The following is a 21,094-nucleotide window of genomic DNA, read 5'->3' as shown; positions in this document are numbered from 1 at the left end:
TTTGGTGGGAGGGAGTTGAGGCTTGCTGGTTTGCTGGTTGCTTTTGCGAAGAGCCTGTTTGACTCGGTGCATTGCCGGGGGTCCGTCCCGGCGGCCGGGTAACTTTCTTCTGCGGGGCCAGAAGAAAGTCACCAAAGAAGAGGCCCTGAACCGCACACGACCGCGACGCCGCCAAAAGCGGCGCGCGAAAACACTCAGCGCGGTTTAAGGCAGACGCGAACCGCTGCGCTCTCGCTGCTGTCCTTGTGACGAGTTCCATGGCGCGCCACTTCAAGCCGCCTAACGCCGGCTGCACGCCGGGCTCACCATGAACAGCCGCGTCGCTGGGGCGACGCCACAGAGGTGCTGGCAGAGACCGCGTCGCCCTAGCGACGCTGAATTGGGATTGCTCGTGAGCACGGCGTGCAGCCGCGCGTTAGGCGGCCTGCTGCTGCGATGGATGGCGGTGGTGACAAGGACAGCAGCGAGAGCGCAGCGGCTCGCGTCTGCCCACACCACAAGCGGCTGTTGCCCGGAGCAGCTCGTGCATGTGGTGCTGGTGTGCGGTTCAGCGCCTCTTCTTTGGTGACTTTCTTCTGGCGCCGCAGAAGAAAGTTACCCCGCCGCCGGGCGGGACTCCCGGCATGGGCCTTGGCATCAACCTGACCTCTCGAACCAGCTACCTCCATGACTGCAACAGACCGCCAAGAACACGCCGCGCTGGCCGCCGCAACGCCAAACCCGCTGCTGCAGGTCCGCAACCTCACCCTCGAATACCGCAGCGAAAACAGAACCATCCGCGCTACCCACGAAGTCAGCTTCGACGTCCACCAGTCCGACCGCTTCGTCCTCCTCGGCGCCTCCGGCTGCGGCAAGAGCAGTCTGCTCAAGGCCATCGCCGGCTTCCTTCCACCCCACGCCGGCGAAATCCTCCTCCAAGGAAATGCAATCACCGAACCCGGCCCCGACCGCGTCGTCGTCTTCCAGGAGTTCGACCAGCTGCCGCCGTGGAAGCGCGTCCTCGACAACGTTGCTTTCGGCCTCATCGCCTCCCGCCAATGCAGCAAGGCGGACGCCCGCGACCGCGCAGCCGAAGCGCTGCAAACCGTCGGCCTGACCCGCTTTGCCGACGCCTTCCCCCACCAGCTCAGCGGCGGCATGAAGCAGCGCGTGGCCATCGCCCGGGCACTGGCCATGCGCCCCCGCGTGCTGCTCATGGACGAGCCCTTCGCCGCGCTCGATGCGCTCACGCGCCGCAGCCTGCAGGAGGAATTGCTGCGCTTGTGGAAGGAACTGGGCTTCACGCTGCTCTTCGTCACTCACTCCATCGAGGAGGCGCTGCTCATCGGCAACCGCATCCTGCTGCTGTCGCCCCACCCGGGTCGCGTGCGTGCCGAGCTGAACGCTGACGGCTTCGAGATTGCCAGCATCGGCAGCGCCGCCTTCCAGGCCCAGCAGCAGCGCATCCACCGCCTCCTTTTCGAGCCATGAGTTACGTCCATCCCGCCAGACCCGAGTTCGAACGCGAACTGCCGCCGCTGCCCGCCTTCGCCTCGCCCGCGCCGCTCAGCCGCGCCCAACGCCTGTGGCAACGCGACGGCATCCGCCAGATCGTCGTGCTGGTGCTCATCGCGGCCGCCTGGGAGCTGGCCGCGCGCCTGGCCGGCAATGACCTGCTGCTACCCGGCTTCCTGCAAGCCGCACAGGCCTGGTGGAGCGACTTGCGCAACGGCGAACTGCTGACGCGCACCGCCGCGTCGCTGTCACTGCTGCTGCGCGGTTATGCGTTGGGCGTGGTGCTCGCGCTGACGCTGTCGTCGCTGGCCGTCGCCACGCGCCCGGGCCGCGACGTGCTCAACACGCTGACCTCGCTGTTCAACCCCTTGCCAGCCATCGCGCTGCTGCCGTTGGCACTGCTGTGGTTTGGCCTCGGCTCGGGCAGCCTCATCTTCGTGCTCGTGCACGCCGTGCTGTGGCCGCTGGCGCTGTCGACGTTGTCGGGCTTCCAGGGCGTGCCTGAGACGCTGCGCATGGCCGGCCGCAACTACGGCCTGCGCGGCATGCGCTACGTGCTGCAGATCCTCGTGCCGTCGGCGCTGCCGGCCATCCTGTCGGGCCTGCGCATCGGCTGGGCCTTCGCCTGGCGCACGCTGATCGCCGCCGAGCTGTTCTTCGGCGCGTCCTCCGGCCAGGGCGGCCTGGGCTGGTACATCTTCCAGAGCCGCAACGAACTGCTGACCGACCGCGTCTTCGCGGGCCTGGCCACCGTTGTGATGATCGGCTGGCTGGTGGAGCGCTTCGTGTTCGACACGGTCGAACGGCTGACGGTGCGGCGCTGGGGCGTGCAGCGCTGAGGCAGGCGCTAGCTGGTGAAGCGCTCGTTGCCGAGAACGCCCATCTTCCTGACGCCGTTGCGCTGCATGGAAGCCATCACCGCGGCGACGGCGCCGTAGTCGGCCAGCTTGTTCGGCTTGACATGGACCTCCGGTTGATTGGCCTCGGCCATGGCGCCGATTTCGCGCATCTTGGCCTCGACGGCGGCGGAATCCGCCAGGAGCTGATCGTCCCAGGAGACCGTGCCGTCGAAGTCGATGGACACGACGTGGACGATGGGCTTGTGCACCGGCGCCGTGGCGTCCCCGCCCATCGGCAGGGGGATGGTGTGCAGTTGCATCGGGATGGTGATGATCAGCATCACGAGCAGCACCAGCATCACGTCGATCAGTGGCGTCGTGTTGACCTCCATGACGACCTCAGGTTCGTGGTTGCCCGACCAGCTTGCCGTGTTCATTCCCATGTGTGTCTCCCCAGAGGTTTGGTGACGAGGTGCAATGCATCATGCCAACGCTGGCCGCAAAGGCAACAGGGATGAACGCCTTGGTCGAGCGCATGACCCGCGATTTGCCCTGTTTCGCCTGGTTGCGCAAACGGCGGTCCATCCAACGCGCCTGGATTGCCCGTGCGGCCGTCGCTTTCTAACATCGCCGTTCCCTTGACCCCCGGATTTGGAGCACGCATGGAAACCCAGGAACTGCATCGCGGCCGGCTGATCGACCACCTCCAACTCGTCGTTCGCGACCTGGCGGCCAGCCAGCGCTTCTACGAGGCGATCTTCAAGGTGCTGGAGATACCCATCGGCGGCACGGGCGACAGCTATTTCTGGGTCGACGAGCTGTTCGTGTCCACCGCCCAGAGCGAGGCCGCGCAAGGCGAGCTGACCGGGCGCGTGCACGTGGCCTTCCAGGCCAAGGACCGCGCGACGGTCGATGCCTTCCATAAGGCGGCGCTGGCCAGCGGCGGCCAGGACCACGGTGCGCCCGGCGAGCGGCCCTACCACCCCGGCTACTACGCCGCCTTCGTGCTGGACCCGGACGGCAACAACATCGAGGCCGTCTTCCACGGCGAAGCCAAGCGGAGCGCAGCGTCGGTCAAGGTGACGTTCTGAAATGACAAAAGGGGCCTGTCGGCCCCTTGACGTTGTTGCGGCATCAGCCGCGCTGTTTTCAGCGGCGCTTGCGGGCGGCGCCAGCCAGGGCCAGCGCCAGGCCGGCCAGGGCCAGTGAGGCCGGTTCGGGAACCGTGCCACCGGTCGGCTGCAGCGCAGCGGTCCAGCTGGCGCCGACGCGGTTGGCCGACACGTTGTTCGCCCAGACGCAGGTGTGGGGGGCTTTCAGGCAGCTGGTCTCATTGCCGCCGTTGTTCCACCAGCCACCGAGCTGGGCGCCGCTCCAGGAGGTGAGCACGTTGCCGTTGGGGTAACCATCGAGCCAGCTGCCGGCCGTCAGCACCACGCCGAGCGCGTTGGTGGTGAAGCTGCCGGTGCTGCCGGGGAGGTTGATCTGCGTGGACTCGAACCACCAGCCAGAGGCGCCTTGCTGGCGGAACGACACGAAGGTGAAGTCCGCCCAGGTCTGCGACGCCGTCGAGGTGCCGCCGTTGTCGACGACGATGGTCGTCGTGAAGCTTTCGCCGACCACGGCGCCGGGCACGGTGGTGCCCGAATTCACGGTGGTGGTCCAGGTCAGCGCAACCGGGGCGGCCTGCGCCGGGACGGCTTGCAACGCGAGGGCGGCGGCGCAGCAGAGAAATTTGAGAGCGGGTTTCATGCTTTTCTTCCAGAAGGGTCCGGACAGGCCGGCTACTTCTGACAGGCAAGCACCAAGCATGCCATGATGGGCACTTTCGCAATCCCTAGCTATAGGGGTGCCGCCTTGGCAGGCGCCGGGCGGCAAGGCGCCAGGTCCGGCTGTAAGCCAGGTCGACACCCGCAAACGCGGGAGACCGAGCGGCTCAGGCCAGCGCGTCGCCCAGGTAGCGGGCCGTCCGGCTGCCCTTGGCGCGCGCCACCTGCTCCGGCGTGCCGAAGGCCACCAGCCGCCCGCCCTCGGCGCCGGCCCCGGGGCCGATGTCGATGACCCAGTCGCAGGCCGCCACCACGCGCATCTCGTGTTCGACGACGACGACCGTGTTGCCGGCGTCCACCAGGCCGTTCAGCTGCGCCAGCAGCTTGTCCACGTCGGACGGATGCAGACCTGTCGTCGGCTCGTCCAGCACGTAGAGGGTGTTGCCCCGCTGGGCGCGCTGCAGCTCGGTGGCGAGCTTGATGCGCTGGGCCTCACCGCCGGAGAGTTCGGTGGCGGGCTGGCCCAGGCGCAGATAGCCCAGGCCGATCTGCTGCAGCAGCGTGAGCGGCCGTGCCAACGCGGCGTCCTCGGCGAAGAAGGTCAGTGCCTCGTCCACCGTCATCTGCAGCACCTCGGCAATGCTCTTGTCGCGCAGGCGGACCTTCAGCGTCGCCTCGTTGTAGCGCGCGCCGTGGCAGGCCGGGCAGGGCGCGTAGACGCTGGGCATGAACAGCAGCTCCACGCTGACGAAGCCCTCGCCCTCGCAGGTCTCGCAGCGGCCCTTGGCGACGTTGAAGGAGAAGCGGCCGGCGTCGAAGCGTTTGGCGCGCGCCGAGGGCGTGGCGGCGAAGAGCTTGCGCACGTGGTCGAACAGGCCGGTGTAGGTCGCGAGGTTGGAGCGCGGCGTGCGGCCGATGGGTTTCTGGTCGACCTGCACGAGGCGGCGGATGTGCTCGGCGCCGGCGGCGATGCGGCCGTGCGTGACCTCGCGCGAGGGGCCATCCGCTTCGTCGTCTTCTTCAGCGTCCGGCGCCGGGGCCTCATGGCCGAGGGCCTGGCTGACGAGGTCGACCAGCGCCTGGCTGACCAGGCTGGACTTGCCCGAGCCCGAGATCCCGGTCACCGCGGTGAAGCTGCCGAGCGGGAAGGCCACGTCGACGCCGCGCAGGTTGTTGCGCGTCACGCCGGCCAGCTTGAGCCAGGCGTGCGGCATGCGGCGCAGGGGCCGTTCCGCCGGGCCGCGCGGAAAAAGGTAGGCGGCCGTGCGCGAGGCTGTCACCGCCTCCAGGCCTGCCGGCGGGCCGCTGTAGAGCACCTCGCCGCCCAACTCGCCGGCGTCGGGGCCGACATCGACGATCCAGTCCGCCTCGCGCATCAGGCCCAGGTCGTGCTCGACGATGAAGAGGGAATTGCCGGCCGCCTTCAGGTCCCGCAGCGCCTTGAGCAGCGCCTCGCCGTCGGCGGGATGCAGGCCAGCCGAAGGTTCGTCCAGCACGTAGATGACGCCGAACAGGTTGGAGCGGATCTGCGTGGCCAGGCGCAGGCGCTGCAGTTCGCCGCTGGACAGCGTGGGCGTGCCGCGATCCAGCGACAGATAGCCCAGGCCCAGCTCGTTGAGCGTGGTGATGCGCGCCAGCATGTCGTGGGTGATGCGCTGGGCGGCAATGAGCTTTTCTTCCGACAGGTTGGGCGTGCGGCGCACGTCCGGCGCGGCCGCATGAGCGTTGCCGCCGGCGGCGACGCGCTGCGCCGTGTGCGCCTTCGACGTCGCCCTGCTGACGCCGTGGCCCTGCGCGGCGGCATGCGCCGAGCCGGCGGCGGTCGGGCGGAGCACCTCTGCCAGCGCGTGCAGCGGCATGCGCGACAGCTCGCCGATGTCCAGTCCCTCGAACGTGACCGACAGCGCCTCGCGCTTGAGCCGCTTGCCCTGGCAGATCGGGCAGTCGCTGGCCACCATGTAGCGCGACACGCGGCGCTTCATCAGCGCGCTCTGCGTGGTCGCGAAGGTGTGCAGCACGTATTTTCGCGCGCCCATGAAGGTGCCCTGGTAGCTCGGCTCCATGCGGCTCTTCAGCGCCGCGCGCGTCTCGGCGGGCGTGAAGCCGGCATAGACCGGCACGGTGGGCTGCTCGTCGGTGAAAAGGATCCAGTCGCGCGTCTTCTTCGGCAGGTCGCGCCAGGGCTTGTCGACGTCGTGGCCGAGCGTGACGAGGATGTCGCGCAGGTTCTGGCCATGCCAGGCCGGCGGCCAGGCGGCGATGGCCCGCTCGCGGATGGTCAGCGACGGGTCGGGCACCATGGATTGCTCGGTCACCTCGTAGACGCGGCCCAAGCCGTGGCAGCCGGGGCAGGCGCCCTGCGGCGTGTTGGGCGAAAAGTCTTCCGCGTACAGCATGGGCTGCTTGGCCGGGTAGTGGCCGGCGCGCGAATAGAGCATGCGCAGCAGGCTGGACAGCGACGTGGCGCTGCCCACCGACGAGCGCGCGCTGGGCGTGCCGCGCTGCTGCTGCAGGGCCACCGCAGGCGGCAGGCCGTCAATCGAGTCGACCGCCGGCACGCCCACCTGGTCGATGAGGCGGCGCGCATACGGAGCGACGGACTCGAAGTAGCGCCGCTGCGCCTCGGCGTAAATGGTGGCGAAGGCCAGCGACGACTTGCCCGAGCCCGACACGCCGCTGAACACCACCAGCGCGTCACGTGGCACGTCCACGTCGACGTTCTTCAGGTTGTGCTCGCGCGCGCCACGAACGCGGACAAAGCCCTGCTGCGGGCGGGCGGTGTTGGCCATGCCGCAAATATGCGTCGCCTCGGGGCGGGCCGCCTGTAGGACTCGGGCTGATCCCGCGACCCGCGCGACCCGGTGGCCGGGCGGCATTACATGAAGGTACTCGCATACGATCTTGGCGCCGTCCCGGCAGCGCCTCCCAGCATCCTCTCGATGAGCCACACCCCCGACCCCCAACGCTACGAACGCCAACCCTACCGCCGCAGCGGGCGCAGCGGGCTGCTGCTGCCCACGCTGTCGCTGGGCCTGTGGCACAACTTCGGCGACGTCGACCGCTACGACACCGCGCGGGAGATGGTCCTGGGCGCGTTCGACCGCGGCATCACGCACTTCGACCTGGCCAACAACTACGGCCCGCCACCCGGCTCCGCCGAGCTGACGATGGGCCGCCTGCTGCGCGAGGAGCTGCACGCCCACCGCGACGAGCTCATCATCTCGACCAAGGCCGGCTACCGCATGGGCCCGGGGCCTTATGGCGAATGGGGATCGCGCAAGTACATGCTCGCCAGCCTGGACGCGAGCCTGAAGCGGCTGGGCCTGCCCTACGTCGACATCTTCTATTCCCATCGCCCCGACCCGGACACGCCGCTGGAAGAGACCATGGGCGCGCTGGACCACGCGGTGCGCAGCGGGCGCGCGCTCTATGTCGGCGTCTCCAACTACTCGGTCGAGCAGACGCGTGAAGCCAGCGCCATCCTGCGCCGGCTGGGCACGCCCTGCGTCATCCACCAGCCGCGCTACAGCATGCTGGACCGCTGGGTGGAGGGCGGCCTGCTGGAGACGCTGGCCGACGAGGGCATTGGCTGCATCGCGTTCTCGCCGCTGGCGCAAGGGCTGCTGACCGAGCGCTACCTCGCCTCGGCCATTCCGGCGGACTCGCGTGCTGCGAAGGGCGGCTTCCTGAAGCCCACCGATGTGACGCCCGGCCGTGTGGCCGTGGTGCGCGCGCTCAAGGAGCTGGCCGATGCGCGCGGGCAGACGCTGCCGCAGTTGGCCTTGACCTGGGTGCTGCGTCACCCGGGCATGACGTCGGTGCTCGTCGGCGCCAGCCGGCTGGCGCAGATCGACGATGCGCTCGGCGCGGCCAACGGCGCGCCGTTGACGGGCGAGGAGCTGGCGACGGTGGAAGCGGCGTTGCGACTGGAGCAATCGGTCTAGCGAGGAAGTCTCGTCAAGACGCGAGCTGGCTGTCCTCCCGCCAGCGTTTGATTCGAGGAGAGTTGCTTCGGAGCGCCACCATGCCCAGCACGACATTAACGGCGCCGACCAGCAATGCTGCTGCCCCGTCTTCCCAACTGGGATCGGCGGCTGCCGGTCGGTTTGTCGACGGGCGATCCGGCACGTAGCGAACGGCGATCGGGCCGCCCACCTTGAGTTGGTTGTATGCCGCCCTTGGCAGCGTATTCCAGACCTCAGTTGTTTCGCGAGTGCCTTCGGCGATGAAGTGGTATTTGACTGCGGGCGCTCCGCTGCGGCCGATCCGCGACTTGAGGTCGCTGACGATGCCTTCGGTCACGCGGCCTGCCTGCAATGCCCTGTCGTCACGCAAGCCGAAGGCGCCCAACAACATAAGCGCGGCGCAGACGGCGATCCAGACGCGTAGCCAGAAGATTCGTGTCATCGGTTAGATGCTTAGAGATGCTGCCGACCATGCATGGCTGGCAGTGCCGCCACCATATCCTCCAAATGACGAAGGGACCTTGCTGTCCCTTGCCTCGTGCTGAATCGCAGCTGCGGTTCAGTTGTTCGCCACGAAGCAATACAGCAACCCCGCCCCACCCGTCGCCACCAGCTTGGGCTGGCTGCAGCCGCGGCTGCCGTGGGCGGAGTTCCACGACGCATTGCCGCCGCCGGTGCGGTCGAAGTGGCCCAGCTGCACGGAGCCGTCCTCGGCGCCGCTCGTGTAGTTCTTGCAGGTCTTGTCGGCGCCCTCGGGGTAGGCGCGGCCGTCCGGCGTGGAGCCGGTCAGGATGTCGTGCTCGTTGGGCGTGTCGCCGGCCGCCTGGGGGCGCTGGCCCTTCTCGGTCAGCGCGGTGTTGCGCGTCAGGTTGCTGCCGAGCTGGGCCAGCTCCACGGTGTCGCCGTGCAGATGGGCCACGTCGCGCGCCACGGGCTGGCCGCGCACGTTCGTCCACGGGCCCTTGCCGATGCGGTCACGGGCGTTGACGGCGTTCGCGCCCTGCGTGCTCAGGTAGGCCTTCCAGCTCTTGAACGGCGTGCCGGCGGCGGTGGCCAGCCTCTGGCAGTGCGCGTCGGCGCCTTCCAGGCCGCCGTAGTTGGCGCCGTTGCCACCGCCGACGCTTGTGACGAAGAAGGTAAAGGGTGGCGGCGGCGGCGCGCTGGCAGCTGCGGCGGGTGGGGTCTGGGCTTGTGCGTTGATGGCAAGCAGGGCGGCAGTGGCGAGGAGCAGTTTCTTCATGATCAATTGCTGTTGCGGAAATCGTCGTGGCAGGCCTTGCAGGTCTTCTGCAGGGCGGCGAGCTGGGCCTTGACGGCGGCCACGTCACCACCCTGGGCCACGCGGGCCAGCTCGGTGGCTTCCTTGCCGAAGGCGGCTTGCGCGGCGGCGGCGCCAGCCGTGTCGCTGAACAGCGTGGCCTTCACGGTGGTGTCCTTCCAGCCCTTGCCCGTCTCGGTGCCGGCCGGGAACAGCGACGGCAGGCCGCTGTTGGCCAGCGCCGCGATGGTGTTGGCCGCGCGGATGACCTCGTCCTTGCTGTAGCTGCCGTCCACATTGGCCTTCACGCGGCCGGCGTTCCAGGCAACGACCTGGTAGGCCGACTGGCGCCACTTGATGAGCTGTTCGGGCTTGGGGGCCTGCTGGGCCTGGGCGGCTGATGCGGCCAGCAGCGTGGCGGCCAGCGCGATGAGCGTTGTCTTCATGGGGTCTCTTGTTGGAGGGAAAGCGTTACTTGGCGCGGCCCGTGAAACCCTGGGCCAGCGTGTCTATGCGGTAAGCAGCGCCGCGGCCGACGACGTAGAGCCGCTTCTTGTCCTGGCCGGCAAAGGCGAGGTTCTGCGGCTGCTTGGGCAAGGCGATGACGCCCAGGGCCTGGCCGCTTGCATCGAAGACCTCGATGCCGGCGTTGCTGGCCACGTAGAGCCGGCCCTGGCCGTCCACCGCGAGGCCGTCGGCGCCGCTGCTGAAGCTGCCGTTCTGCGCCTGGCGGTAGCCGGCCAGCTTGGCGAATTGGCGGCGCGGGCCGAGGCTGCCGTCGGCCTGCACGGCATAGGCCAGCACGTGCTCGCCGGCCGTGTCGGCCACGAACAGCGTCTTCTCGTCGGGGCTGAGCTGGATGCCGTTGGGCCGCGTGATGTCGGCGGCCAGGCGCTCCAGCTGACCGGCCTTGATGCGGTAGACGGCCGGTGCTGCCGTCTCGACCGTGGCGGCGGCGCCCGCCTGGTTGGCGTTGCGGCCCGAGTCGGTGAAGTAGACGGTGCCGTCGCGCGCCACGACGAGATCGTTGGGCCGGCCGAAGGCCTTGCCGCCCCAGCCGCTGGCCAGCGTCTTGGGCGCCGCGCCCAGCGTGCCGACGCGTGTGTCGTTGACCTGCACGGCGACGATCTCGCCGGCCGGGTTGATGCCCAGCCCGTTGGCGCCGTTGGTGTCGCGCAGGTGGGTGCTCAGGCGCCCATCGGCGGCGATGCGGGTGATGCGCGCCTCCTGCGTCTCGGTGAAGACGAAGCTGCCGTCGGGCAGGCCCAGCGGCCCTTCCGTGCCCTTGAAGCCGTCGCCCAGGATGACGATGGGCGTGCCGTCGGCCACCACGCCGGCGATGGCGCCGGTGCGTGCCGGCGCGGGGGCCAGGCGTTGCACGGCGGCCAGCGCCTCGTTGACGTTGGCCTCGGGTGCCACGCCGGCGATGGTGGCGACGATGCGGCCGTCGCGGCCGACGACGAAGCTGGTGCGCTCGGCGCGGGCGTGGGTGATCTCCTGACCCTTGGTCGTCTTGCGGCCGGCCGGTGTGGCGGTGGTGGCGATGTCGAAGGCGCGGGCGACCTGGCCGTCGGCGTCGGAGGCGACCGTCAGCTTGCCGGCGCAGGTCTCGGGGTCGGTGGAGAACTCGCGCAGGCGCTCTATGCCGTCGCCCGACACGCCGATGACTGTGGCGCCGGCGGCCGTGAAGCGGGCCAGGTTCTCGGCGAACTCATGCGCCTGCAGGTTGCAGCCGCCGGTGTAGGCGGCCGGGTAGAAATAGACGACCACGGGGCCCTTGGCGAGGGCGTCCTTGAGTTGCACGTCGATCGTCTTGCCGGCCCGTGCTGCAGGGGCCTTGAAGTCGGGCGCGGCGTCGCCGGGCTTGAGGGCGGCGTGGGCGCTGGCCGCGAGGGCCAGCAGCGAGAGGGCAAGGGTGGTCTTCATGGGCGTTACGGGAGTGGCTTGTAGGGGTCGTGGCAGTCGTTGCAGGCCAGCGCGATGGCGCGGGCCGATTGCGCGGCGGCGGGGATGTCGCCCTTGGCCACATGGCCAGGGATGGCGGCGGCCAGGCGCTCTCCGTCGCGCGAGAAGCCGACGGCGTCGGCGGCCGGGTAGTCGCGTTCGAAGTACAGCGCCATGTCGGCGTAGAGCTTTTGCAGCGCCTGCGCGTCGGCGATGGCCGCGTCGTTGCGGCCGGCGGCCAAGTGCTTCTGCACGCTGACGGTCTTGGCGTCGACGGCGCGCATCCAGATGCCGAGCTCCAGGCGCGAGGCGGCCTGGGTCAGGGGGGCGGCTAGGAGGGCCGTGACGGCCAGCAGGATCAGGCGTTTCATTTCTTCTTGTAGACCTCGTGGCAGGTCTTGCAGCTGCGCGTCAGGTCGCTCAAGGCGTCCATCGCGGCGTCGTAGTTGTCGGCCTCGACGGCGGCGACGATGGCATTGGCATGGGCCCTGGACTTGCGCGAGAAGTCCACGCCGCGTGCCGCATCGGCCTTGGCGCTGAAGTGGCCTTCGACCTGCTGGAAATAGCGCGCCAGCTCCTTGGCGTCGTCCAGGGCTTTCTTGTCCTGCAGGCTGATGCGGGAGTCGAGGTTGTGCAGCGTCTCCTCGGCGTCGCGCATGTCGTCGGCGGTCAGGCCTTCAGCGGCGAGGACGGTGGTGACGATCAGCAGCGGCAGGAGCGCGGTGAGTGAGAAGCGGGAGCGCATTCGGGTTGGTTGTTGGTGTTGGTGTTGGTGTTGGTCGTTTGTTGGTTGCTTTGGCGGGGTGCGTTGTTTGCTCGGTGCATTGCCGGGGGTCCGTCCCGGCGGCCGGGTAACTTTCTTCTGCGGGGCCAGAAGAAAGTCACCAAAAGAGGCCCTGAACCGCACACCAGCACCACGTGCACGAGCTGCGCCGTGCAACAGCCGCTCGTGGTGTGGGCAGACGCGAGCCGCTGCGCTCTCGCTGCTGTCCTTGTCACCGGCGTCACTCATCGCCGCTTCGGGCCGCCTAACGCCGGCTGCACGCCGTGCTCACGAGCCATCCCAATTCAGCGTCGCTCGGGCGACGCGACGGCCCCTGCTCAACCGGTGTGGCGTCGCCCCAGCGACGCGGCTGTTCCTGGTGAGCMCGGCGTGCAGCCGGCGTTAGGCGGGGTGAAGGGGCGAGCCATGGCACTCGTCACAAGGACAGCGGCGAGAGCGCAGCGGTTCGCGTCTGCCCTAAACCGCGCTGAGTGTTTTCGCGCGCCGCTCTTGGCGGCGTCGCGGTCGTGTGCGGTTCAGGGCCTCTTCTTTGGTGACTTTCTTCTGGCCCCGCAGAAGAAAGTTACCCGGCCGCCGGGACGGACTCCCGGCAATGCAACGAGCATGCGCCAGGTCAGCCAAACAAAAAAGTTAGGCCAGGATCTCCTTGATGACGTCGCCAAACACCGTCGTCGCCTTCTCAGCACGGCCCTGATGCGCAAACACCAGCTTCTTATGGTTCAACCCCAGCTGGTGCAGCAACGTCGCCTGCAGGTCATACGTATCGACGATCCCAGTCTCAGCACGCAACCCGATCTCATCCGTGCCGCCATACGTCCCCGGCTTGATCCCACCCCCAGCAATCCACTGCGTATAGCCCCACGGGTTGTGATCCCGCCCATTGCCGCTCTGCCCATACGGCGTCCGCCCGAACTCCGATGCCCAGACAACCAAAGTCGTGTCCAGCAACCCGCGTTCCTTCAGGTCGGCGAGCAAAGCGCCAACCGGTTGGTCGACCTGCTTGCACATCACCGCGTGGTTGCGCTCCAGGTTGTTGTGCGCATCCCATGAATCCACGCTGTTGTCCGGCGCACCCGAGATCACGTGAACAAACCTGACGCCGCGCTCCACCAGCCGGCGGGCGCGCAGCAGCGAGGTGCCGTACTCGTCGGTCTCCTTGGTGCCGATGCCGTAAGCCGCCTTGGTGGCCGCAGACTCCTTGGCCAGGTCCACGGCCTCAGGCGCCGAGACTTGCATGCGGTAGGCCAGGTCATAGCTCTTGGCGCGCGCCAGCAGCTCCGTGTCGCCTGGGTAGCGCGAGGCGTGGTCGCCATTGAGCGAGGCCAGCAGGTCGAGTTGGGCGCGCTGCTCCTTCTCGGTGATGCCGTCCGGCCGCGCCAGATGCAGGATGGGCGAGTCGCCCTTGCGGAAGGGCGTGCCCTGCAGCGCGGCGGGCAGGAAGCCGCTGCTCCAGATGACCGCACCACGGCCGCCGCCGGCCGCGCCCACGCCGGTGGGCAGCACGACGAAGGCGGGCAGGTCGGGGTTGGCCGAGCCCAGGCCGTACTGCACCCAGGAGCCCAGGGCAGGGCGACCCGGCACCAGGCCGGCCGTGTGCAGCTTCAGCGAGGCGATGACGTGCGTGCTGCCCTCGGTCTTGCTGCCCTTCAGGAAGGCGATGCTGTCGGCCTGCTTGGCGATGTTGGGTAGCAGGTCGGAGACCCAGGCGCCTTGCTCGCCGTGCTGCTTCCAGGTGCGCTTGCTGGCAAAGAGGTTGCCCACGCCGCCGTCGGTGGCGGTCTTCAGGTCCTTGCCGAAGCTGTCGGGCAGCGGCGTGCCGTTGAGCTTGATGAGGTCGGGCTTGTAGTCGAACAAGTCCAGCGAGCTGGGCGCGCCGGCCATGTGCAGCCAGATGACGGCCTTGGCCTTGGCAGCGTGATGGGGTTGGCGTGGCTGCGTGGGGTCGAACAGCTCGCTGGCGAAGGCGGACGAGATGCCGCCGAAGCTGCCCGCGCCGAAGGCGGCGAAGGTCGCAGCACCGGCGTGGTTGAGAAAGTTGCGGCGGGAATGGTCGTGTGAATGGCTCATGGCGTCAGACCTCAGAAGCGGTAGGTGAATTCATTGGTGTTGACCAGGGTGTGAACCAGGTCGACGAAGGCGGCGGCGCGGGCCTTGCTGGGGCCCTTGGTTGGGGCGCCGCTCGTGGTGGCTGCGGCCGTCGTGGGCGCGGCAGCGCCGCCGTCGTCCGCCGAGTCGTCGCCGCCATCGGCCTTCTTGCGCTTGGCCGCCTGGGCGTCCAGGTAGCTCAGGAACGCATTGCGCTCGTAGCGGTCGGGCTCGCGCTTGTAGGCCGCCTTGTAGAAGCCGTCGATCTGCTTGGCGAGCTTCGGGTCCACGCCCCAGCCTTCGGGCAGATGCGGCTTCTTCACATCACTGGCCTGGGCCACCTGCAAGGCTTCCTGCGAGTTCAGGAAGGCGACCAGCTTGTCCTTCTCCTTGGCGCTGGGCTTGCGGGAGAACAGGATCTCGTAGACGCGGTCGATCTGCGCGCTCTCGCTGGCGGGTGCTTCCTGGATGACGCGGCCGGCGAGGGCCTGGCTCCAGCCCAGCACCAGGTCGCTGTTGACCAGGGCCAGGGCTTGCGGCGCGGTCGTCGTCACGTCACGGCGGAAGTGCGGCGACTGCGGGTTGGCCCAGTCGAAGGTTTCCAGCAGCGGGTAGGGCGAGTTGCGCAGCACGAAGACGTAGAGGCTGCGGCGATGGTGGTCGCGCGGGTCCTCTGACGTCTGCCAGCGGTTGCGCTGGCCACCGATGTCGTAGTTGGGCGGGATGGGCGGGTAGACCGACGGGCCGCCGCGCTTTTCTTCCAGCAGGCCGGATGCGGCCAACAAAGAGTCGCGCAGCTGCTCGGCCTCCAGGCGCTGGCGCGGGAAGGCCCACAGCAGCTTGTTGTCCGGGTCCTTCTTGACCTCGCGCGCTTCACTGGCCTGGCGGTAGGTGCTGCTCAGCAGGATCTGCTTGTGCAGCGTCTTCACGCTCCAGCCGGTCTTCACGAAGTCGGCGGCCAGCTTGTCGAGCAGTTCGGGGTGGGTGGGCTTGGCGCCGGTCTTGCCGAAGTCGGCGCTGGTCTCGACGATGCCGCGGCCGAAGAACTGTGCCCATTGGCGGTTGACGAAGACGCGCGCCGTCAGGCCGTTCTCGGGGCTGACCAGCCAGTTCGCCAGCGCCGTGCGGCGGCCGGAGGACGTGGCCGTCGGTTCGATCTTGGGCGTCGTGTTGTCGGTCAGCAGCGCCGGCAGGCCGGGCTGCACTTCCTGCAACGGGCGGTCGTAGATGCCCTTGAACAGCACCTTGGTCGGCGGCGAATCCGGGCCCAGCTCGACCATGGTCGAGATCGCGCCGGCGTCCTTGGGCTTGAGCGCGTCGAACTTCTTCAACTGCTCGCCCAGGGCCTGGTACTTGGCGTAGTTGTCCTTGTCGCGCGTGCGCATCTGGTTCTCGGCATTGCGCGTGCGGCCCTGCATCGTCCAGAGGTTGCGGTGGTAGATCCAGCGGTCGTAGGCGTTGCGCTCGGCCGCCGGCTTCTCGATGGACACGCGCGTCTCGGGCACGAAGCCGGACAGGCGGTCGGTCTCCAGCTTGTCGATGGTGGGCTTGAGCAGCTTCTCGCGCTGTTCGCGCAGGTCCTTGGTGGCGGCTTCCCACTTGGCAAGCTGGGTGTCGTAGTCGGCCTTGGCCTTGCCGGTCAGCGGCGAGACGTCGTCCTTCCAGCTGGCGTTGGAGAAGAAGGCCTGGAACTGGAAGTACTCCTGCTGCGTGATCTTCTCGGTCTTGTGGTCATGGCACTGGGCGCAGCCCAGCGTCGTGCCCAGGAAGACGGCGGAGACGGTGTCGGTCAGGTCGTTGGCGACTTCCTGCTTCTTCAGGTTCAGGTCGCGGGCGTTGATTTCGTCCGGCAGGTTGCGCAGGAAGCCGGTGGCGATCAGCGCCTCGGTCTTGTCGGGCCAGAGCTCGTCGCCGGCCAGCTGTTCCTTGACGAAGCGGTCGAAGGGCTTGTCGGCGTTGAAGGCGTTGACGACGTAGTCGCGGTAGCGCCAGATGTTGGGCCGGGTGCCATCGGTGTTGTAGCCGTCGCTGTCGGCATAACGGCTCAAGTCCAGCCACCGGCGCGCCTGGCGCTCGCCGTAGCGCGGCGAGGCCAGCAGGCGCTCGACGAGCTTCTCGTGGGCCTTGGGCGACTTGTCGTCGACGAAGGCGTTGACCTCCTCCGGCGTGGGCAGCAGGCCCCAGCTGTCGAGCGTGGCGCGGCGGATGTAGGCGCGGCGGTCGGCCTCGGCCGAGGGCGTGATGCCTTGCGCCTCCAGCTTGGCCAGCACGAAGGCGTCCAGCGGCTGGCGCACCCAGGCCTTGGCCTTGACGGCGGGCGTGGCGACCTTGGCATTGAGCGGCGTGTACGACCAGGGGCGCTCGCTGCCCTTGACGAAGCCGCCGGGGGGCGCGTAGTCCTCGGCAGGGCTGAGGGTGGTGACGCTGGCCAACACGGCGGCGAGCGCGAGAGGAGCGATCCTGAAACTGAAGCGTTGGGGCACGGAGGTCTCCCGAGGGAATGGACTGAAGGGGTCAGCGCAATAAGCGCGCCAGCAAAAACACTGGCAAAGCGCCTTGGCGAGGGCTGGGTTTGTGGCTGTATCAACAGCGCTGCTGGAGCGCTGTTGATGGATGAACAGTCGTCACAACTTGCCGGTGATCTGGATGCCCCAGGAGCGCGGCGTTGCCGGCGAGACGCTCGTCCAGCTCAGCGACTGCGGCGTGTCGTCGTTCAACAGGTTCTTGGCCAGCAGGCTGACGTCGAAGGACTTGTTCAGCTTGCCCAGGCCGACGGCGAAGTCGACCTTGTAGCTGGACGGGATGCGCGAGTAGATCGAGCCCGCGTTGTCCGACAGGTAGGCGCCCGAGTAGGCCAGGTTGCCCGTGACGTGGAACTGCTTGTCGCCCCACACCGGCACGCGGTAGTCGCCGCCGATGTTCCAGCTCAGCTTGGGTGCGCCGGCCAGTGTCTGGCCGGAGTAGTCCTTGTACGGATTGGCAGCGGTGACGAGGTTGCCCTCCTCGGCAGGGTAGGCGCCGTTCTTGAAGTCCTTGTAGACGGCCTTGTTGTACGCGCCCGAGAAGCGCAAGGAGACGTTGCGGATGCCGTTGTAGACGCCGTCGATTTCCAGCCCCGAGACCTGCACCTTGGGCGAGTTGCCTGTGATGGAGGCGTACACGCCAGGGGTCGCCACACCGGCATCGATGTTCAGGTTGGTGTTGTAGACGTCAAAGACGCGCACCGACTGCTGGTAATTCTTGATGTTGGTCAGGAAGATGTCGGCGTTCAGGATCAGCGTCTTGTTGAGCAGCAGCGACTTGAAGCCGATCTCGAAGTTGTCGGTCTTCTCGGCCTTCACCGGGTAGGACTCGCCGTTGTAGGCCTGGGCAATGCCCGCCTTCTCGCCATGCTGGTAGGCGGCATAGCCGGTGATGTCCTTGGTGAACTTGTAGCTCGGGCTGATGGTGTAAGAGGGCTGCGTGGCCTTGTAGGGCTCGACGTACTTGGGGTTGAACAGCACGCCCAGTTGGCCCAGGCGGATGGCCTTGGCGACGGCGACCTGACGCTTTTGCTGATCGGTCAGCGCGGCCCAGGTGGAGACGCCGAAATACTTGGAGGCAATCTTGTTGGCGACCACGACGCCAGCGGCGACGCGCGCCGCATCGGTCGTGTCGGTGGTGATGGCGATGGTCGGCAACGCGGTCGTGCCGGCGGCCACCAGCACGGCGCCCGGCGTCGTCGAAGTCACCACCTTGCCGTCCTTCACGTACTTCGCGGCACCGGTGTTGGAGTAGGTGTCGACGCCGCCCAACTCCACCTTGTTGATGGTGACCGGGTTCAACTCGGGCGCGCTGCCGGGGTCCAGCAGTTCCGACGAGGTCAGGTTCTTGCGGTCCTCGCGGGTGATGCGCAGGCCGGTCGTCAACGTCAGCTCGGGCGAGAACTTCCAGTTGGCCTGGCCGAAGATGGCAGCGCTCTTGTTGTCGATGAACTGCACGCCCGGCGTGGAGTTCACGGCGGCCTTCACGTTGGCCAACGAGCTGGACATCAGGTAGCGGCCGGCGCCGTCGGCGTCCAGCGTCGCGTACTGCGAGGCGCTGGCGTTCCAGGCGCCCGCGTCGTTGCCCCAGATGCGGTTGTATTGGGCCGAGTTCTTGACGCGCAGCAGGTAGATGCCGCCCTGGTAGTCCACGAAGCCGCCGGTCGACGAGCTGATGCGGACTTCCTGGCTGACCTGCTTGTAGTCGTTCCAGTAGCCGCCGGAGTTGCGCGAGATGTCGAAGGGCGTGCCCTCGTCGTTGACCGCGTTGAAGTGGTAGTTCTTGAAGGCGGTGATGGACGTCAGCGTGTGCTCGCCGGCCACCTTCCAGTTGGCCTCCAGCGAGGCGCCGCTGCTGCCCGTGACGAGGGCGCGTGCCGCGTCGTTGTTGAGCGTGTTGTAGTAGTCGTTGATGTCGTAGCTGGCAACGTCCTTGAACCAGCGGCGGTTCAGGCGCGCCTCGGTCGACGTGCTGGACGCCGGGATGGCGTCGCCGTTGAGGTAGGTGTACTTGTTCGCGAAGCTGAAGGACCGGCCGTTGGTGGTCTCGCCGGCGCGGGGCTGGATCTCGAAGCGCGCGATGGCGTTGAAGTCCTCGCTCGGGCGGTACAGGAACTGCACGCGGCCGGAGACGCGATCCTTGTTCGTGTAGGTGACGTTGCGGTTGTATTCATTGGCGATGTCGCCCTCCGCGCGCTGCACGGAGAAGGCACCGCGCCAGGCCAGTACGTTGTCGACGACGGGGCCGCCCACGGCCGCCCAGGCCTGCAGGCCGCGGCTTTGCGGGTAGAAGCTGACGCCATAGTCAGCCGTCGGCGTGAACGACGGCTTCTTGGTGTTGAAGATGATGTTGCCGACGCTGGTGTTCTTGCCCAGCAGCGTGCCCTGCGGGCCGCGCGAGACCTCGATGGTGTCGATGTCGATGAAGTCGAAGCTGGACGTCAGCGCGTTGTAGGCGAAGGAGACGCCGTCGACGATGACGCCCACGCTCGGGTCCTGCGCCTCGGTCTGGCCGACCTTGCCGATGCCGCGGATGGACAGCGAGCTGGTGCGCTGGTTGCCCAGGTTCCACGACACATTGCCGGCGCGCTTGGTGATTTCCTCGATGCCGGTGGCGCTCAGGCGCGACAGCTCGTCGCCCTGGATGACCGAGATGGACAGCGGCACGTCCTGCAGCTTCTCGATGCGGTTGCGGCTGCGCACGGTGACGGCGCCGAGTTCCTGCGTTTCGGCGGCGGGCGGGGTAGCGTCCTGCGCAAAGGCGCTGCCGGCGGCGAGCGTGGCGATGAGCGCGGTCAGTGGGCGCAGACGAAAGAATTTTTGGGTCATGGGTCGAAGTGAGCGGAAGGATGTTTACCGGCCACTTCTTTGCAGCAAGCGTGCCCAATACGGTGGGCGTCTAAGCTGATGCGCTCCGCGTTGGCTGCGGCGGTTTTGGGTGCTTTGCGCCTGGTTTTTCGTCTTGGGTGCCGGGTCTTGCTGGTACCGACCTCGCGGTGCTGTTGCGCGATCAACAGCGCGGCAGCAGGCGCTGGTGGTGAGGGCGCAGTTCTGAGGTCTTCAGCGCGTTTTTCGGGGCGCCAGGGCTGGCATGGAAGCTGCGCTGTGAGCGGGGTCTGCCCACTCACTTGCAAACCTCTCATGAAGACACTCACCACCCTTGCCCTGGCCGCGCTGCTCGGCGCCACCTCGCTCGTTCACGCGCAGACGGCCGCCTCTGCGCCTGCCGCCGCCGCTGAATGGAAGAACAAGACCCCGCGCCTGAAGGCCCCCGAGGTCGACGCGCTGCTGGCCCAGCCCGACAAGCTGCTGGTGCTGGACCTGCGCCGCCCGGACGAGCTGATCAAGTACGGCAGCTTCCCGGTCTTCCTCAACATTCAGAACCGCGACCTGGAAAAGCACCTGGCCTACCTGCCCAAGGACCGCCTCATCCTGACCGTGTCCAACCACGCCGTGCGCGCCGGTGTCGCGGGCGACATCCTGGCGGCCAAGGGCTTCAAGGTCGTCGGCGCCACGGGCAGCGAGGACTATGAGAACGAGGGCGGCAAGGCCGTCGCCCACTTGCAGGCGCCGCCGCCGCGCGCGCCCCGCGCTGCTGCATCCGCTGCCGGAGGAACGGATGTCGCTGCCCGCCAGCCCTGATCTCGATGTGAGCGCCGCCGTGCCGACGCAGCAGCCTGTTCTGGTGTGGGACCTGCCGCTGCGCGTCTTCCACTGGGCGCTGGTGGGGCTGGTCACCGCGGCCATCACCACTGGCCTGCTCGGCGGGCCATGGATGGTCTGGCACGGCCGCGCCGGCCAGGCCATTGCGGGCCTGCTGGTGTTTCGCCTGAGCTGGGGCCTGTGGGGCACCCGCTATGCGCGCTTCTGGCAGTTCCTGCCCACGCCGAAGCGCGTGTGGGCCTATCTGCGCGGGCGCTGGCAGGGGCATGGACATAACCCGCTGGGCGCGCTGTCCGTGTTTGCCGTGCTGGCGCTGCTGATCTTCCAGGTCACGACCGGCCTGCTCGGCAACGACGAGATCGGCTTTGCCGGCCCCTGGTCGGGCTGGGTGGAGGAGGACTTGAGCCTCAAGCTCACCGGCTGGCACAAGCTGGCCGCGACGGCGCTGTACGTCTGGCTGGGCCTGCATGTGCTGGCCATCGCCGTCTACCAACTGTGGCTGAAGCGGCCGCTGCTGCAGGCGATGTGGACAGGCCGCGCGCCGGGTGCGGTGAGCACGTCGGCGGGGCGCGTCAGCTGGGTGTTGACGCTGTTGTCGGTAGCGCTAGCGGGCGCGGCTCAGTTGCTGTTCTGACCCATAAAACAAGGCGCTTTGCGCACTGATTCGTGACGCGTCAGGAAGGCCTCGATGGCATTTGCGAGGACCGGGCTATGCCGGGACGCGGGTGCACGCACTTGCTCCGTGTCCCCCGGGCCGCAAGCGGCCCTCCT

The 21,094-nt window shown here is 68.0% G+C and carries 18 protein-coding genes; 6 read left to right on the top strand and 12 right to left on the bottom strand.

Translation table 11 applies throughout. From position 1 onward, the window contains the following. Positions 1-666 precede the first annotated feature (666 nt). A complete protein-coding gene (locus ACXRVZ_RS17230; RefSeq protein ID WP_457423157.1) occupies positions 667-1,470 on the top strand; it encodes an ABC transporter ATP-binding protein in 804 nt (267 codons plus the stop codon). Beyond that, the gene (locus ACXRVZ_RS17225; RefSeq protein ID WP_457423155.1) at positions 1,467-2,333 is read left to right on the top strand and encodes an ABC transporter permease; all 867 of its coding nucleotides are present in this window, start codon (positions 1,467-1,469) and stop codon (positions 2,331-2,333) included. Before ACXRVZ_RS17230 ends, ACXRVZ_RS17225 begins: the two co-directional genes overlap by 4 nt. A gap of 8 nt (positions 2,334-2,341) precedes the next feature. On the opposite strand, the gene ACXRVZ_RS17220 is transcribed toward ACXRVZ_RS17225, so the two are convergent. Beyond that, positions 2,342-2,776: an ExbD/TolR family protein gene (locus tag ACXRVZ_RS17220; RefSeq protein WP_458232618.1), complete on the bottom strand. Its 435-nt coding sequence runs from the start codon at positions 2,774-2,776 to the stop codon at positions 2,342-2,344. 219 nt (positions 2,777-2,995) lie between these two features. Here ACXRVZ_RS17220 and ACXRVZ_RS17215 point away from each other — a divergent pair, with 219 nt between their 5' ends. Beyond that, positions 2,996-3,424, top strand: a complete 429-nt coding sequence (locus ACXRVZ_RS17215) for a VOC family protein (protein WP_457423151.1) — start codon at positions 2,996-2,998, stop codon at positions 3,422-3,424. Between the two features lie 58 nt (positions 3,425-3,482). Here ACXRVZ_RS17215 and ACXRVZ_RS17210 read toward each other — a convergent pair whose 3' ends face one another. Both ACXRVZ_RS17210 and ACXRVZ_RS17205 read right to left on the bottom strand, forming a co-directional pair. After that, the gene (locus ACXRVZ_RS17210; RefSeq protein ID WP_457423149.1) at positions 3,483-4,085 is read right to left on the bottom strand and encodes a PEP-CTERM sorting domain-containing protein; all 603 of its coding nucleotides are present in this window, start codon (positions 4,083-4,085) and stop codon (positions 3,483-3,485) included. A 184-nt stretch (positions 4,086-4,269) separates the two neighbouring features. Beyond that, positions 4,270-6,891 (bottom strand): excinuclease ABC subunit A, encoded by a 2,622-nt coding sequence (locus ACXRVZ_RS17205; protein ID WP_457423147.1) that lies wholly within the window; start codon positions 6,889-6,891, stop codon positions 4,270-4,272. A gap of 150 nt (positions 6,892-7,041) precedes the next feature. On the opposite strand from ACXRVZ_RS17205, the gene ACXRVZ_RS17200 reads away from it, so the two are divergent. After that, entirely contained in the window at positions 7,042-8,046 is a 1,005-nt protein-coding gene (locus ACXRVZ_RS17200; RefSeq protein WP_457423145.1) for an aldo/keto reductase, read from the top strand. A gap of 13 nt (positions 8,047-8,059) precedes the next feature. Here the strand turns inward: ACXRVZ_RS17200 and ACXRVZ_RS17195 are convergent, their stop codons facing one another. The 9 genes from ACXRVZ_RS17195 to ACXRVZ_RS17155 all read right to left on the bottom strand — a co-directional run bounded on the left by ACXRVZ_RS17195 (position 8,060) and on the right by ACXRVZ_RS17155 (position 19,489). Continuing rightward, entirely contained in the window at positions 8,060-8,509 is a 450-nt protein-coding gene (locus tag ACXRVZ_RS17195; protein ID WP_457423143.1) for a hypothetical protein, read from the bottom strand. A gap of 117 nt (positions 8,510-8,626) precedes the next feature. Beyond that, positions 8,627-9,307 (bottom strand): lectin, encoded by a 681-nt coding sequence (locus tag ACXRVZ_RS17190; RefSeq protein WP_457423141.1) that lies wholly within the window; start codon positions 9,305-9,307, stop codon positions 8,627-8,629. A 2-nt stretch (positions 9,308-9,309) separates the two neighbouring features. After that, positions 9,310-9,771 carry a c-type cytochrome gene (locus ACXRVZ_RS17185; protein WP_457423139.1) on the bottom strand — a complete coding sequence of 154 codons (462 nt, stop codon included), beginning with the start codon at positions 9,769-9,771 and terminating at the stop codon, positions 9,310-9,312. Between the two features lie 25 nt (positions 9,772-9,796). Continuing rightward, positions 9,797-11,251: an SMP-30/gluconolactonase/LRE family protein gene (locus tag ACXRVZ_RS17180; protein ID WP_457423137.1), complete on the bottom strand. Its 1,455-nt coding sequence runs from the start codon at positions 11,249-11,251 to the stop codon at positions 9,797-9,799. A 5-nt stretch (positions 11,252-11,256) separates the two neighbouring features. Continuing rightward, on the bottom strand, positions 11,257-11,640 hold the full coding sequence (locus tag ACXRVZ_RS17175) for a hypothetical protein (protein WP_457423135.1): 384 nt from the start codon (positions 11,638-11,640) through the stop codon (positions 11,257-11,259). Beyond that, positions 11,637-12,014: a hypothetical protein gene (locus tag ACXRVZ_RS17170; protein WP_457423133.1), complete on the bottom strand. Its 378-nt coding sequence runs from the start codon at positions 12,012-12,014 to the stop codon at positions 11,637-11,639. The genes ACXRVZ_RS17175 and ACXRVZ_RS17170 overlap by 4 nt, the downstream gene beginning before the upstream one ends. 669 nt (positions 12,015-12,683) lie before the next feature. Then, positions 12,684-14,120: a DUF1501 domain-containing protein gene (locus tag ACXRVZ_RS17165; RefSeq protein ID WP_457423131.1), complete on the bottom strand. Its 1,437-nt coding sequence runs from the start codon at positions 14,118-14,120 to the stop codon at positions 12,684-12,686. A gap of 11 nt (positions 14,121-14,131) precedes the next feature. Then, positions 14,132-16,621, bottom strand: coding sequence for a DUF1549 and DUF1553 domain-containing protein (locus ACXRVZ_RS17160; RefSeq protein ID WP_457423129.1), 2,490 nt, complete (start codon positions 16,619-16,621; stop codon positions 14,132-14,134). A gap of 141 nt (positions 16,622-16,762) precedes the next feature. Further along, entirely contained in the window at positions 16,763-19,489 is a 2,727-nt protein-coding gene (locus ACXRVZ_RS17155) for a TonB-dependent receptor (protein WP_457423127.1), read from the bottom strand. Between the two features lie 312 nt (positions 19,490-19,801). On the opposite strand from ACXRVZ_RS17155, the gene ACXRVZ_RS17150 reads away from it, so the two are divergent. After that, the gene (locus ACXRVZ_RS17150) at positions 19,802-20,302 is read left to right on the top strand and encodes a rhodanese-like domain-containing protein (protein WP_457423125.1); all 501 of its coding nucleotides are present in this window, start codon (positions 19,802-19,804) and stop codon (positions 20,300-20,302) included. After that, a complete protein-coding gene (locus ACXRVZ_RS17145; RefSeq protein ID WP_457423123.1) occupies positions 20,280-20,957 on the top strand; it encodes a cytochrome b/b6 domain-containing protein in 678 nt (225 codons plus the stop codon). Before ACXRVZ_RS17150 ends, ACXRVZ_RS17145 begins: the two co-directional genes overlap by 23 nt. The last annotated feature ends 137 nt before the right edge of the window (positions 20,958-21,094 follow it).

This window comes from Roseateles sp. P5_E8 (genome assembly GCF_054177665.1).
The sequence above is the reverse complement of the archived record's forward strand: the minus strand, read 5'-3'. Positions and strand labels throughout refer to the sequence as shown.

What these genes read in the sequence shown, in the direction of transcription:
- ACXRVZ_RS17190 (WP_457423141.1), bottom strand. Translation starts at nt 9,307, where the DNA reads ATGAAGAAACTGCTCCTCGCCACTGCCGCCCTGCTTGCCATCAACGCA.
- ACXRVZ_RS17220 (WP_458232618.1), bottom strand. Translation starts at nt 2,776, where the DNA reads ATGGGAATGAACACGGCAAGCTGGTCGGGCAACCACGAACCTGAGGTC.
- ACXRVZ_RS17185 (WP_457423139.1), bottom strand. Translation starts at nt 9,771, where the DNA reads ATGAAGACAACGCTCATCGCGCTGGCCGCCACGCTGCTGGCCGCATCA.
- ACXRVZ_RS17145 (WP_457423123.1), top strand. Translation starts at nt 20,280, where the DNA reads ATGTCGCTGCCCGCCAGCCCTGATCTCGATGTGAGCGCCGCCGTGCCG.
- ACXRVZ_RS17150 (WP_457423125.1), top strand. Translation starts at nt 19,802, where the DNA reads ATGAAGACACTCACCACCCTTGCCCTGGCCGCGCTGCTCGGCGCCACC.
- ACXRVZ_RS17175 (WP_457423135.1), bottom strand. Translation starts at nt 11,640, where the DNA reads ATGAAACGCCTGATCCTGCTGGCCGTCACGGCCCTCCTAGCCGCCCCC.
- ACXRVZ_RS17215 (WP_457423151.1), top strand. Translation starts at nt 2,996, where the DNA reads ATGGAAACCCAGGAACTGCATCGCGGCCGGCTGATCGACCACCTCCAA.
- ACXRVZ_RS17155 (WP_457423127.1), bottom strand. Translation starts at nt 19,489, where the DNA reads ATGACCCAAAAATTCTTTCGTCTGCGCCCACTGACCGCGCTCATCGCC.
- ACXRVZ_RS17210 (WP_457423149.1), bottom strand. Translation starts at nt 4,085, where the DNA reads ATGAAACCCGCTCTCAAATTTCTCTGCTGCGCCGCCGCCCTCGCGTTG.
- ACXRVZ_RS17170 (WP_457423133.1), bottom strand. Translation starts at nt 12,014, where the DNA reads ATGCGCTCCCGCTTCTCACTCACCGCGCTCCTGCCGCTGCTGATCGTC.
- ACXRVZ_RS17165 (WP_457423131.1), bottom strand. Translation starts at nt 14,120, where the DNA reads ATGAGCCATTCACACGACCATTCCCGCCGCAACTTTCTCAACCACGCC.
- ACXRVZ_RS17230 (WP_457423157.1), top strand. Translation starts at nt 667, where the DNA reads ATGACTGCAACAGACCGCCAAGAACACGCCGCGCTGGCCGCCGCAACG.
- ACXRVZ_RS17195 (WP_457423143.1), bottom strand. Translation starts at nt 8,509, where the DNA reads ATGACACGAATCTTCTGGCTACGCGTCTGGATCGCCGTCTGCGCCGCG.
- ACXRVZ_RS17205 (WP_457423147.1), bottom strand. Translation starts at nt 6,891, where the DNA reads ATGGCCAACACCGCCCGCCCGCAGCAGGGCTTTGTCCGCGTTCGTGGC.
- ACXRVZ_RS17225 (WP_457423155.1), top strand. Translation starts at nt 1,467, where the DNA reads ATGAGTTACGTCCATCCCGCCAGACCCGAGTTCGAACGCGAACTGCCG.
- ACXRVZ_RS17200 (WP_457423145.1), top strand. Translation starts at nt 7,042, where the DNA reads ATGAGCCACACCCCCGACCCCCAACGCTACGAACGCCAACCCTACCGC.
- ACXRVZ_RS17180 (WP_457423137.1), bottom strand. Translation starts at nt 11,251, where the DNA reads ATGAAGACCACCCTTGCCCTCTCGCTGCTGGCCCTCGCGGCCAGCGCC.